This is a genomic window from Streptomyces niveiscabiei (assembly GCF_001419795.1).
Taxonomy (GTDB): Bacteria; Actinomycetota; Actinomycetes; order Streptomycetales; family Streptomycetaceae; genus Streptomyces; species Streptomyces niveiscabiei.
Genome location: NZ_LIRL01000444.1, coordinates 1 through 12,702, shown reverse-complemented (window position 1 = coordinate 12,702; position 12,702 = coordinate 1). Strand labels below are relative to the sequence as shown.

General features: G+C 71.8%; 9 protein-coding genes. 3 read left to right on the top strand and 6 right to left on the bottom strand.

Annotation, left to right across the window (positions count from 1 at the left end):
- Window positions 1–107 precede the first annotated feature (107 nt).
- The 3 genes from AOK24_RS21635 (at window position 108) to AOK24_RS21625 (ending at window position 2,077) form a co-directional block, all read left to right on the top strand.
- Window positions 108–1,178: a LacI family DNA-binding transcriptional regulator gene (locus tag AOK24_RS21635; RefSeq protein WP_055721718.1), complete on the top strand. Its 1,071-nt coding sequence runs from the start codon at window positions 108–110 to the stop codon at window positions 1,176–1,178.
- Window positions 1,179–1,304: 126 nt separating this feature from the next.
- Window positions 1,305–1,787, top strand: a complete 483-nt coding sequence (locus tag AOK24_RS21630; RefSeq protein ID WP_055721717.1) for a DUF4430 domain-containing protein — start codon at window positions 1,305–1,307, stop codon at window positions 1,785–1,787.
- Window positions 1,788–1,891: 104 nt separating this feature from the next.
- A complete protein-coding gene (locus AOK24_RS21625; RefSeq protein WP_055721716.1) occupies window positions 1,892–2,077 on the top strand; it encodes a hypothetical protein in 186 nt (61 codons plus the stop codon).
- Between the two features lie 94 nt (window positions 2,078–2,171).
- Here the strand turns inward: AOK24_RS21625 and AOK24_RS21620 are convergent, their stop codons facing one another.
- The 6 genes from AOK24_RS21620 to AOK24_RS21595 form a co-directional block, all read right to left on the bottom strand.
- A complete protein-coding gene (locus AOK24_RS21620) occupies window positions 2,172–5,264 on the bottom strand; it encodes a BTAD domain-containing putative transcriptional regulator (RefSeq protein ID WP_107104013.1) in 3,093 nt (1,030 codons plus the stop codon).
- Between the two features lie 242 nt (window positions 5,265–5,506).
- Window positions 5,507–6,463, bottom strand: a complete 957-nt coding sequence (locus AOK24_RS21615; RefSeq protein ID WP_107104012.1) for a formylglycine-generating enzyme family protein — start codon at window positions 6,461–6,463, stop codon at window positions 5,507–5,509.
- A complete protein-coding gene (locus AOK24_RS21610) occupies window positions 6,460–8,148 on the bottom strand; it encodes a WD40 repeat domain-containing protein (protein ID WP_055721714.1) in 1,689 nt (562 codons plus the stop codon). The genes AOK24_RS21615 and AOK24_RS21610 overlap by 4 nt, the downstream gene beginning before the upstream one ends.
- Window positions 8,145–8,816, bottom strand: a complete 672-nt coding sequence (locus AOK24_RS21605) for a GTP cyclohydrolase II (RefSeq protein WP_107104011.1) — start codon at window positions 8,814–8,816, stop codon at window positions 8,145–8,147. The genes AOK24_RS21610 and AOK24_RS21605 overlap by 4 nt, the downstream gene beginning before the upstream one ends.
- Window positions 8,813–10,144: an MFS transporter gene (locus AOK24_RS21600; RefSeq protein WP_055721713.1), complete on the bottom strand. Its 1,332-nt coding sequence runs from the start codon at window positions 10,142–10,144 to the stop codon at window positions 8,813–8,815. Before AOK24_RS21600 ends, AOK24_RS21605 begins: the two co-directional genes overlap by 4 nt.
- Window positions 10,145–10,205: 61 nt before the next feature.
- Complete coding sequence (locus tag AOK24_RS21595) at window positions 10,206–12,095, bottom strand: WD40 repeat domain-containing protein (protein WP_055721712.1); 1,890 nt, start codon at window positions 12,093–12,095, stop codon at window positions 10,206–10,208.
- Window positions 12,096–12,702: the final 607 nt, after the last annotated feature.

The following is a 12,702-nucleotide window of genomic DNA, read 5'->3' as shown; positions in this document are numbered from 1 at the left end:
ACCCGCCCCCGTCCTATCCTGTGAATCCGTCGGCCACCCCAGCGCCGGCGACCTCAGGCCCCGGAAGAGAGCGGGCCGGGGGACGGCCGAGGGAAGAAGTACCCACCATGACGAGAGGCGCTGCCGGGAACCCGGGGACGAAGGGAGGCGGGCGCAGCCGGCGCAACTTCGCGGGGAACCGGCCGGTGATGGAGGACGTCGCGCGGCTCGCCGGGGTCAGCAAGCAGACCGTGTCGCGGGTGCTGAACGAGAACCCGGCGGTCAGGGCGGAGACCCGGGAGGCGGTGCGCGCGGCGATGCGGACCCTCGGCTACCGGCCCAGCCGCAGCGCCCGCTCGCTCGCCAGCGGCCGTACCCGCATGCTCGGCGTGATCTCCTTCGACGCCGCCCGGTACGGCCCCGCCTCCACCCTCACCGCCGTCAACACCGCGGCGCAGGAAGCCGGTTACCTCGTCAGCTCCATCGCGCTCGACACCGCCGACCCCGACACGGTCGTCGAGGCGGTCGAGCGGCTCTCGGCCGAGGGCGCGGACGGCGTGATCGCGATCGCCCCCCAGCTGTGGATGGCCGCCGCCCTCGCGGAGGCGCACCTCGACATGCCGCTCGTCATCATGGACAACGACCTCGGCGACGGCACCCCCATGATCACCGCCGACGCGCACACCGGCGGCCGCAAGGCCACCGAGTACCTCCTGACCCTCGGCCACCCGACCGTCCACCACGTCGCCGGCCCCACCGGCTGGACCTCAGCGAGCCGCCGCGCGGAGAGCTGGGAGGCCGCCCTCAAGGCGGCCGGCGCCCCCGCCCCCGAGCCGCTCGTCGGCGACTGGAGCGCGGACTCCGGGTACGACCTCGGCCGGCAGCTCGCCAAGAATCCCGAGGTCACGGCCGTCTTCGCGTCCAACGACCAGATGGCGCTCGGTATCCTGCGCGCCCTGCACGAGGCGGGCCGCCGGGTCCCCGAGGACGTCAGCATCGTGGGGTACGACGACGTCCCCGAGGCCGCGCACTACCTCCCGCCGCTCACCACGATCCGGACGGACTTCCAGGAGATCGGCACCCGCTCCCTGCACGCCCTCCTCCACCGCATCGAGGCGGGCCCTACCTCAGAGGTACCCCCGTCCGTAGTACCGGTGGAGCTGATCGTCCGCGCGAGCACGGCACCGTACCGGCCGTGAGGAGAGGCCTGTCGCGGTCCGGCGAGTAGTACTCCAGGGTTAACCGGGTACGCCCCGCGTAGGACCCGAACAACCCATAGACTCCTTACGGCCGTTGATCCGTACTCCGCACCGGAAGGCACCGACATGCGCCGCACCGCGATCAGCACGACCGTCCTCGCCCTCACCCTCCTCGCCGCCCCGGCAGCCGCCGCCGCGCAGGCCCAGCCCCAGTACGCCGGCACGAACGCGCCGGTCAAGGTCACCCTGACCGTGCAGGGCCCCGACGGCCTCCTCTTCAAGGGCAAGGTCAGGACGAAGGGCCACGACGTCACCCCCGCCACGGGCGGCACCCACAAGTGCGACGGCACGAACGCGGGCGCCAACCCCTCCCCGGTGCCCACCCCGACGGCCGCCCTGGACGACGCGGCCCGCGTCAACGGATTCACCTGGGACGGCACTTGGTACGCCTCGTTCGACGACTACTTCGTGGAGACCATCAAGGGCGTCAAGGGCGACGCCACCGCCTACTGGAACATCTCCGTCAACGGCACCTCGACCCCCGTCGGCGGCTGCCAGTTCAAGCTGAACGCCGGGGACGCGGTGGCGTTCACCTGGACCGCTCTCTGAACTCCCGCACCGGGAACGACTCGGGAAGCCACGGGGAACGCCCCGAGGCACCATCGGTGACATCCCGGCGACGGGACGAACACCGACGACACAGGGGGACAGCGATGCGCACGAGCACTCCGCGGAACAAGGCCGCCACGGTGACGGTGACCGGCCCGGCGGCCCTCGCCGGCGGAGCGCTCGCCGTCACGCACCCCGCCCACACCGTCCGCGCGGACGACCGGGGGCCGGGCTTCACCGGCCCGGCCGTCCACGCCGACCACCGGGGCCCCGGCAACGCGCGGTACTGACCCGAACGGTCGCTCCAGGACCGCGAGTCGCCGGTAGCAAAGAGGGGGCGGGCTGTCCGAGAGGGACGGCCCGCCTTCGTCGTCCGTACGCCCCTCACATCCCCCGCCCCGCCTCCGACACCCCCATCGCGTCGAACAACTCCCCGGCCGTAGCCCGGTGTTGCGCCGCAGCCTCCGCATCCCCGAGCACCGCCAGCACCTCACCCATCCCCGCCGAGGCCCGGGCCGCCTCGATCCGGTACCCCAGCGTCGACGCGAGCTGATGCGCCCGCCGATGCAGCTCCAACGCCCGCTCGGGCTCCCCCTGGAGCCGCCGCACCACCCCCACCACGTTGGCAACAGCCGCCTGCCGCAAGGACGTTCCCCGAGCGAACACCAACTCCACGGCCTGGTCGGCGAATTCACGGGCCTCCCGCTCCTGCCCGCGCCGCTGGCACAGCAACGCCCAATGCGCGTGCACCAGCGCGACGTTCCCCGGCTGGAGACTCTCGTCGCACAGGTCGAGCGCCTGCGCGAGGCACGCCCGCCCCCGCGCGTCCTCCCCGAGCCCGAGCCGGGCCAGCGCCAGCCAGGTCAACGAGGTGATCTCGTTGCCCCGTTCACCGAGCCGCCGGTTCAACTCCGTGGCCCGTGCGGCGAGTACGGCGGCCTCCGCGTACCGCCCGCTCCAGGTCAGCACGGAACTCAGGTTGGCCAGCGCCTCCGCCTCCATCCGCTCCGACCCCAACTCCCGGTGCAGCGCGATCCCTTGCTCCAGATAGGTGCGCGCCTGCCCGAAGTTCCCGAGCGCGCCGTGCAGCAGCCCGAGCACGTCGAGGCAGAACGCCTCGGTCGCCCGGTCCGCCACGACGAGCCCAAGTGCCTCCCCGGCGGCCTCGATCCCCTCCTGGAACGCCCCCAGCCACCAGTGCGCGATCCCCAGATTCGCCAGGCTCACCCGCAGCAGCAACGGATCCCCGAGCACCCGCGCCGACGCCACCGCCACCCGCGCGGCAGCCCCGAACTCCTCGTGCCGGCCAAGGAGGTTGAGACAGAACATGAGGTTGCGGCTCAGGACGACGGTGTCCCGGTGCAGCCCCGCGACCCCCGCCCGCTCCACCACCGCCCGCAACGCGTCGTGCTCCCGCCGGAACCAGCCGAGAGCCTGCTCGGCCGTCCCGAACTCCGGTACACGCCAGGCCAGTTGCCCGGCGCCGGTCTCGTACCGCGTCCGCCCCGGGAACAGCGCGTCGCAGGCCGCCTCGGTCGCGGCGACGTAGTACGACACGAGCCGCCGCAGCGCCCCCGCGCTGTCGTCCTCGTCGCCGCGCAGCCCCAACGCGTAGGTGCGCACGAGGTCGTGGAAGCTGTAGAGCCCCATCTCCGGCTGGTCCAGGAGGTGGATGTCGAGGAGGTGCTCCAGGGTGTCCTCGGCCGTACGGACGCAGCCGCCGAGGAGCGCGGCGACGGAGTGCACGTCGAGCGTGGACCCGGGATGCTCGGCGAGCAGCCGGAACGCGGCCCGCCGGGGCTCCTCCATCGCCTGGTACGACAGCCGGAGCGTGGCCTCCACACTCCGCTCGCCGGCGCTGAGTTCGGACAGCCGGCGCGTCTCGTCGGCGAGCCGGTCGACGAGGTACTGGAGGGTCCAGCGGGGCCGGTTGCGCAGCCGGGCGGCGGTGATCCGCAGCGCCAACGGCAGCCCCCCGCACAGCTTCACGAGCTGCTCGGCGGCATCGGGTTCGGCGGCGACGCGGTCCGCGCCGAGCGTGCGCTCCAGGAGGGCGGTGCTGTCGGCGGGGGAGAGGAGTTCGAGCGAGAGCCACTCGGCGCCGTCGAGGTCGAGCATCCGCATCCTGCTGGTGAGCAGGACCAGGCACCCTTCGGACGCGGGCAGCAGCGGGCGGATCTGTGCCGCGTCCACCGCGTTGTCGAGGACCAGCAACAGGCGCCGCCTCGCGGAGAGTTGCCGCCACAGGGAGAGCCTGCGCTCGACGCCCTCGGGCATCCGGTCGTCCGGTACGCCCAGGCTGCGCAGCAGCGAGTCGACGACCGGACCGGCCTCCTGCGGCTTCTCGCCGGGACTGAACCCCCGGAGATCGACGAAGAGTTGGCCGTCCGGGTACTCCTCGGCGAGCCGGTGCGCGGTGTGCACGGCGAGCGCCGTCTTGCCGCTGCCGCCCATGCCGTCCACCCCGACGAGCCGGGCCGCTCCCCGGCCCGGGGTCCGTCCGGCGGTGACGATCCGCTCCAACTCGGCCTGCCTGCCGGTGAAGTCGGGCAGGTCGTACGGCAACGTCCGCGGCGGCTCGGCCGGTTTGGGGTCCGGAGCCGGACCGGCGTCCACCGCACCGGCCGGCGACGGCTCGGGCGCCGCGCCGAACGCCGCCGTACCGGCCGTCGCCGTACCGTTCAACGCCCTGCGGACCGCCGGTGAACGCGGCGCCACCTCCGGACTGTCGCGCAGGATCGCCTCGTACAGCCGCGTCAGTTCCGCCCCCGGATCGATGCCGAGCTCGTCGACGAGCAGCTCCCGCACCCGCGCGAACTCCTCCAACGCCTCGGCCTGGCGGCCCGACCGGTACAGGGCCAGCATCAACTGGCCGCGCAGCGCCTCCCGCAGGGGATGCGAGGCGATCAACTCGCGTAGAGAACCGACCAGTTCACCCGCATCGCCGAGTTCGAGCCGCAGCTCGTGGTACTGCTCGGCGACCGCCATGTGCCGCTCCTCCAGGGCGGCGGAGGCGGCGGCCAGCAGCGACCCGCCCGCACCCGCGAGGACCGGACCCCGCCACAGATCGACGGCGGCCCTCAACTCCTCGATCGCCTCGGTGAGTTGTCCGGCCGCCGAGGCCTCGCGGGCCCGGCGCGTCCGGTGGTTGAACTCGTGCAGGTCCAGCTGGTCGTCGGCGAGGACCGCCCGGTAGCCGGTGCCGTCGGTGACGATCAGGTCCGCGCCGCCCGGAATCCGGGTGCGCAGCGCCGCAACCGCCTTGCGGACCTGGTGAGATGCGGTCTGCGGCGGTTCGTCGTCCCAGGCGGCTGCCACCAGCCGGGAGACCGGGACCATCCGGTCCGGTTCGAGGAGCAGGGTGACCAGCACCCGTTCCTGGGTGGGGCTGCCGAGTTTCAGCCGCCGGTCGCCGTGCCAACCCTCAAGTGAACCAAGGATGTTGAAGCGGACGTCTGCTGGTTTCCCATACGCCACGTACCTCTCCCAGCCCCCGTGCTCCGCCCCGCGTCCGAGCGGAGAAGAACGGATTCGTAGTCCCGCGCCGGTGTTCCGTGCGATTGTCGGGCAGCGGGAGGCTGGTGTGGTTCAACTGGGTGGATACTTTGGGAGGTTCGGTTCCGAACCGGCGTCCCCGGGCGCGCCGTCACGCGGCCCGGGTGCCGGCTCCGGCACGGCGCCTCGGCCGGCCGGAGTCAGGGCGCCTCGGCCGATCGGGGTCAGGGCGTCTCGGCCAGCCGGAACCCGATCGCGTAGATGGGCTTGTCGTACCACCCGTGCCGCCGGGTGCACCGCGTGAGATCCCCGTACCGCGTGAAACTCCCGCCCCGGGCAACCCGGTAGGACCCCCGCGTCAGCAGCAGGTCGTCCGGCTCCGCGCCGCCCCCGGGATACCCCGCGTAGTCGTCCGCGACGAACTCCTCGACGTTCCCGGCGACATCGTCGAGCCCGAACGGGCTGCGCCCCGCCGGATAGATCCCCACCGGCGTCGTCCTGAGCGGCCCCGCCTCCACGGTGTTGGCACACTCCGTCCGGAATCCCTCGCCCCACGGGTACTCCCGCCCGTCCCCGCCGGACGCCGCGTACTCCCACTCGGCCTCCGACGGCAGCCTGAACCGCCGCCCGGTACGCCGCGACAGCCACGCCGCGTACGCGTCCCCGGCCTCGGCCGGCACCCCCCACACGGGATGGTTGGCCAACTCCCGGGGAAACACCCCGAATTGCCAGGACCCCGGCAACCACTCGGCGTGCGTCTCCGCCAGGAACACCTGGTACTCGCCGTTCGTCACCGGATACCGGCCGATCCTGAACTCGGCGATGTCGACGTCGTGTTGGGGCGCCTCCTTCGCGATCCACTCCTCCAGCACGCCCACATGGGACCACCGCCGGGCCACCCCGGCGACCCGCTCCTCCGCCAGCCCGATGGTCACCTTCGCGGCCGGCACCTCCACCAACTCCGGCTCGAACACCCGCAGTCGGGGATCACCGAGGAGGGCAAGCAGCGTTCCGGCCGCGTACCGCCGCGCGTACGGCTCGTGCGCGGACTCCGCGACGACGGCGAGCGTCCGCGGCGACGCCGCCAGCAGCTCGCCGTCGAACTCCGGCTCGGGACCGCGCCGTACGAAGGACTCCGGGAGCCCCATCGCGGCGCGGTCGGCGAGTTCGTTGGGGTTCACGCCTCGGTCCCCGGAACCTCGTACACCTGCCCGTCGTACGAACCGGCGAGGAACACACCCGAGTCGGCGTCGTAGGTCAGCGACGAGATGCCCGACGTCGTGGGGCGGCGGACGGCCGACCAGTCGCGTGAGGCGGTGTCGAAGACCGCGACCAGCCCGTTGTACGACCCCGTCGCCACGTACCGGCCGTCCGGCGAGGCCGTCACGCACTTGACGGAGTGGTCGTGCGGCGTGGAGTGGGCGGTCGCCGAGGCGCCGTCCCACAGGCGCAGCACCAAGTCCCGGCTCACGCTGGCGAATCGGCCGCCGGGCAGCCCGGCGCAGCCGTTGGCGATCCGGTCGTGCGCCGCGTCGGCCCGCGCGAGCTCGGCGAAGTCGGCCGTGGAGAACCAGGACGCGGCGGCGTCGGCGCACACCGAGAAGATCTGCCCGTCGGAGACGGCAACTCCCTTGACCGCGCCGGTGTGCAGCGCGAGCGTCGCCTCGTGCTTGACGGCGCCGTCCGGCCCCACGGAGAACACCAGCCCCTCACCCGTGTACGCCCCGAGGACGACGTGCGGCACGCCGTTCCGCTCGAAGGCGGCGCCGCAGTTGAGCGGCGAGCGGTGCTGGTGGAGGACCTCACCCGTCAACGCGTCGAAGACCGTGCCCATTTGGCCGCCGCTGAACACCCGCCCGGCGACCGGCGTGAGGAAGTTGCACAGGCTGCCGGTCTCGGCGACCGGGACGCCGTCCCGGCGGAGGATTCCCGCGTCCCCGATGGTGAGCCGGGCCCCCTCGTGCACGGCGACCGCGTTCACGCCGTGCGTCGGCTCGACGTGGTCGAGGTCCCAACTCCCGCTGCCTATGTGGTGGATGGCGTACGAGGAGCCGAACGTCGCGAAGACCAGGGTGTCTTCGTCGAGGAAGGCGCACGAGCGGGGCCACACGTCGGCCGGGAACGTCGACGCGGCGACCGGCCGCAGCCCGTCCGTCACGTCCCACACCCGCATCGTCCGGTCGTAACTCAGGCTCACCATACGGCCGTGCGCGGCGTCCAGGACGAGCCGCTTGATGCCGGCCTCGTGCGCGTGGTGCGTCGCCGTGCCCTCGCCGCGCAGCTCGACGATCTCGCCCTCGTCGTTGCCCGCGAACACCGTGCCGTCCGGCGTCACCGCGAGCGTGTCCGTCTCGACGTCGCCGAGGTCCGTGTCGGAGACCAGGCCACCGGTCTCGATCGACCAGCGCTTGATCGTGCCGTCGTCGCTGGACGACACCAACTCGTCGCTGTCGTACGCCCATTCGACCGAGATGACGTCGGCCGTGTGCCCGGTGAACGTGTGCAGGAGGACGCCCGAGAAGTCGTACACGCGCACCCGGTGGTCCCGCGACGCCGTCGCGATCAGCGGCTTGGCCGGGTGGAACGCCGACATCTCGACATCGTCCTCCTGGTCGGAGAGGACCGCGAGCAGCTTCAGGTCCGGCACCGACCACAGCCGGGCCGTGTAGTCGCTGGAGGAGGAGACCAGATGCCTGCCGTCGGGGCTGAACGACACCTGGTTGGCGAGGTGGTCGTGGAGCGCGCGGGCCAGCGCCCGCCGGGTGGCCACGTCCCACAGGACGAGCTGGTTGTCGTAGCCGGCGGTCGCCACGAACCTGCCGTCGTGGGCCGCGATTCCGCTGATCGGACCGTTGTGACGGATCACAGGACAGACACCTCCAGGGGGTCGGGGTTCGGTACGGGCAGGGTGTGGCCGGCGTGCCGGGCCTTCGCGTCGAGATAGCGGCCGTTCTCCCCGGTCACATAGACACCGGTGGGCACCCGCTCGACGACCTCGATACCCAGCTCCGTCAACTGCTCAGCCTTGTCGGGGTTGTTGGAGAGCAGCCGGATACGGGTCAGGCCCAAGGCACGCAGCATCTCGGCCGCCGCCGTGTAGTCGCGCTCGTCCTCGCCCCGGCCGAGGAGCCGGTTCGCCTCGAAGGTGTCGCTGCCGCGGTCCTGGAGGACGTACGCGTCGAGCTTGTTGTACAGGCCGATCCCGCGCCCCTCTTGGCGCAGGTACAGCACCGATCCCCCTTCCGCGGCGACGAGTTGGAGCGCCTCCTCCAGCTGCGGGCCGCAGTCGCAGCGCGCCGAGCCGAAGACATCACCGGTCAGGCACTCGCTGTGCAGCCGCACCAGAGGGACCGTGCCGGGCGGCACGGGGACCACCACGGCCATGTGCTCCTGGTGGTCGGCGAGTTCGGTGAACGTCACCAACTCGGCCGTGGCACCTGCCCTGTTGAGGGTCACGGAGACCCGGGCGCGGACGCCCGGCGCGGTGTCGGGGCCGGCTTCGCCGCCGGGGCCCTTGTCGTTGCCGTCGCTCATGCCGGGACGGCCTCCTCTCGGGACGGGGTGTGCGGGGAGGGCGCCCACTGCCGCCAGGTCCGCCACAGCCAGAGCAGACCGGCGAGCTGTACGGCGCCGAAGGCGAGGAACACGGCGGAGGAGCCCAGGAGTTCGGCCAGCGCGGGCACCACGAGGGGACCGGCGAGGATCGGCAGCCCCAGCACCAGGTCGACGATCCCGCCGACCCGGCCCAGCGCGTCCGCCGGCACGAACTTGAACACCATCAGGTCGCTCGCCACGCTGAGCGCCGCCTGGAAACCGAACATCACGACCATCGCCGCGACGAACACGTGCACCGAACCCGACGCCATCAGCAGCAGCGCCGCGCCCATGCCGACCGTCCCGACCAGCGTGATCGCCCGGAACGGGAACGTCTTGCGCTCGGAGACGATGATCGTCCCGAGCACCCCGGCGATCCGCACGCCGACCAGCACGAGCCCCACCGCGCGCGGCGACAGGTCCCAGTCGTGCTGGAGCCGGAACAGCGACAGCGTCATGGTGCCGGTGGTGCCGACCACCAGCATCGGTACGAAGACGAGGATCGCGTGCAGCAGGACGGGCGCCCGCCGCATCACCTGAACGCCGTCCAACAGGCCCTTGACCAGGCCGACTTGGGCCGGGCCGCCGGGCTCGACGCGCGGCGGGTGCACGCCGATCAGCCACACCACGATCGGCGCGAAGAACGTCAGGACGTTGAACCAGAGCAGCCCCTTGTACCCGACGACCAGCAGCGCGGCGCTGACCAGCAGCGGGCCGACCACGTTCGTCACCGTGTACAGGCTGCCGAGGCTCGCCCGTGAACGCACCGGATTCTCCGGGAACATGTGCGCGACGCCGGTCATCCAGCCCATCCGGTACCCGGCGCCGCCGATCTGCACCAGCGCCCCGAACACGAACAGCGGCCAGACGGGGGCGTGTTCGGCAAGTCCCGTCAGATTCAGGGCGATTGCCGCGGCGGCCTGCACGAGCAGGCCCGGCACGACCAACACCCGTGCCCCGTAACGGTCCACGACCGCGCCGAGCACCGGCGCCAGCAGCAGCGTCGCCGGAGTCAGCACCGCCAGCAGCGACATGATCGCGAGGGAGCCGGTGCGTTCGTACACGAACAGGGGGAGGGCGACGGTGTAGACGGCCTCCCCGATGTTGTTGACGACATTGCCGGTCGCGAAGATCTGGAACCGCCGGTCCCGCCAGGGGGAGGGCTTCGCCTCGTCGAGGCCGGGAGCCGGCAACGGGCTCTGGGCGGCGGCGGGTTCGGGCCCGTCCGCTGGGCCGGGGGCGGTCCCGGACCCATCGGTCCTGCGCACGCCCTCACCCCTTTCCGCATCGCTCTTGCTCACGGCCTCGCCTCCTGTGGGTGCGGTTCGCTCACGGCATCGTCTTCTGCCGGGGCACGATCAGGTCGCGTACGCGCGTCAGCGGGGCCTTGCGGTCCTCGGTGGCCGTCAGGAAGACCCGGATCCAGCCGCCCCGGCCGCCGGCCAGCAGCACCCGCTGTCCCCCGTCCCCGAACGGCACCGCCGCGAGCGCCTTCGCGAAGTCCGGAAGATCCTCCACCAGAGCGACGATCTCCGTCGACTCCCGCTCGTACACGGAGAGCTGGGCGCCGTACGACACCGCGTACACCATGTCGCCCTGGAACGCGCCGTTCTCGACGGTGTTGTCGAGCAACTCCGTCCAGCGGTGCGTCACTTCACCCGTCAGCAGCGAGAGGCGCTTCACGCCGTTCTCGCCGGTGATGATCAGGTGGTCGGCGTCCTCGGCCCACATCCGCTTCGGGTACTCCTCGGTGTCGAACTCCCGCAGCACCGCGTCCCCTTCGGCCGCGTACACGCTCACGAGGCCGGTGCTGGAGGCGATCACCCGCTCGCCGGACGGCAGATAGCAGCCCGCCCACGCGGAGGCCCGGCCGATGTCGATGCGGGCGATCAACTCGCCGGTGCGCGCGTCGAGTTCGTCCACGCCGTCGTTGTGGCAGGCCAGCAGCCTGGAGTGGTCCGCCGACCCCGACACGGTGTGCGCGAGCGCGGCGACCTGGTGCTGCCACAGCTGCGTGCCGTCGCGGTCGGTGCGGAACACCCACTGGTCGCGGGTGACACCGGCGTACCCGCCGGGCAGCGGGACGACGCGGCGCGTGAAGCCCATGCCGTGCACGTGGTGCGCGCGGGTCGCGAGGTACGGCTCGCCCAGGTTGTCGGCGAGGACGGCCAGCACGGCGACACCGTCGTCCGTCGCGACGTACAACTCGTCCGAATCCAGGGCCGGTTGGATGTCCCACACGCACTGCCGGCGGAACGGGGCGCGGGCCAGCGTCGTCGTGCCGTCCGCGGTGAGCCGGCGCAGGTCGCCGTCCTGGGTCAGTGTGTAGATCGAGCCGTCGTCGTGCACCGCGAAGTCCGTGAGCTGGTGCGTGAATCCGGCGACCGTCGAGCCGACCTTCAACTCCGGCGTGCTGTTGTCCAGCAGGTGCAGGACGCCGTCGAAGCCGCCGACGTACACGGTCCGGTGGTCCGGCGAGAACGCCAGGAACTCCACATCGTCGCGGGCCAGCAGGAGTTGACCGGTCACGTTGCCCTGCGCGTCCAGCGTCAGGACGCCGTTGGCGATGTTGTTGTTCTCGTCGACGCCGTCGTCCTGCGTCGCCCAGAAGCGGTCGTGCAGCGGGTCGTACAGGATGCGGTGGATGTTCCCGCCGTCCGCCTGCACGACGGTGGGGAAGTCCAGGGTCTCCAGGTCGCCGAGGAACACGCGACCGGCCTTGTCCGAGGCCGCGTCGATGCGCGGGTGGTCCTGGCAGAACCACTCCAGCGGCACGTGGCCCGCGAAGTTCGGCTCGATGCGCTCGACCGCGAACGTCTCCAGGTCCAACACCGCCATCTGGCGGTACCCGTTGTTCATGTAGACCTTGCCCTTGTGCACCGTGATGCCCCGGCTCATCACCGGCGACGGCTCCTCGCCGTCCAGCAACTCCCCACGATTGGCGGTCCGGTCGGCATCGAGCACGTCGACGAGCTCCAACGTGTCAAGTCGCCACCGCAGCAAGGTCCCTCGCTTGTCGCGGCCCACCACCCAGCCGTCGGCCGCGGTGATCGTGTACACGGGCGCGTGCCCGGCGACGACGCTGCCCGTCGGCGCGGGCGAGGAACGCAGAATGCGCAGGTCGTCGTCCAACAGGTGGATGCGGCCGGTGACATCGGCGGCCAGCAGCCCGGCTCCCGGTACGTGCACGATCCGTACGACGCGGTCGGTCAACTCCATCTCAGGCTCCTTCAAAGGATGTTCGGCAGTACGGGAGACGGCTGTCACAGCCGGCAAACACAGTGGCGGGCACCGCGCCAAGCGCCGTGCCCGCCACGGAGAAGGGGCCTCGCCTTAGGCGGCGACGGCCTTGCGGGAGCTGACGCCCCGGCGAACCGGCTTGCGGATCATGGCAGTACCTCCTTCACGCATCTCGTAGGGACGGGGGAGTACGACCGTCAGGCGGACACGGCCTTACGGGCGCTGACACCACGGCGAACCGGCTTGCGGATCATGGCTGTTCCTCCTTCCCTGCCCTCGAAGAAACGGAGGACGGTCCTCAGACCGCGGACTTCCGGGCGCTGACGCCCCGACGAACGGGCTTGCGGATCATGGCAGTACCTCCTCCCACCACTCGTCCTCGCCGCCGTCACCCGGCGACACCCCAAAGGTGCCGCCCGCCCTTACCGAACGGATCCCGATGCGTTCCCCGCCGGGGGAGGGGGGCTGGTAGGGGTACTTGAGAGCTACGACCTGGGGACTCCGCGAGGGCCGGGACCTGAGAGCTACGCCGTGAGGGTTACCCCCTGGGTACGACGACCTCGGTACGACGACCTCGGTACGACGA

What these genes read in the sequence shown, in the direction of transcription:
- AOK24_RS21635 (WP_055721718.1), top strand. Translation starts at nt 108, where the DNA reads ATGACGAGAGGCGCTGCCGGGAACCCGGGGACGAAGGGAGGCGGGCGC.
- AOK24_RS21630 (WP_055721717.1), top strand. Translation starts at nt 1,305, where the DNA reads ATGCGCCGCACCGCGATCAGCACGACCGTCCTCGCCCTCACCCTCCTC.
- AOK24_RS21625 (WP_055721716.1), top strand. Translation starts at nt 1,892, where the DNA reads ATGCGCACGAGCACTCCGCGGAACAAGGCCGCCACGGTGACGGTGACC.
- AOK24_RS21605 (WP_107104011.1), bottom strand. Translation starts at nt 8,816, where the DNA reads ATGAGCGACGGCAACGACAAGGGCCCCGGCGGCGAAGCCGGCCCCGAC.
- AOK24_RS21595 (WP_055721712.1), bottom strand. Translation starts at nt 12,095, where the DNA reads ATGGAGTTGACCGACCGCGTCGTACGGATCGTGCACGTACCGGGAGCC.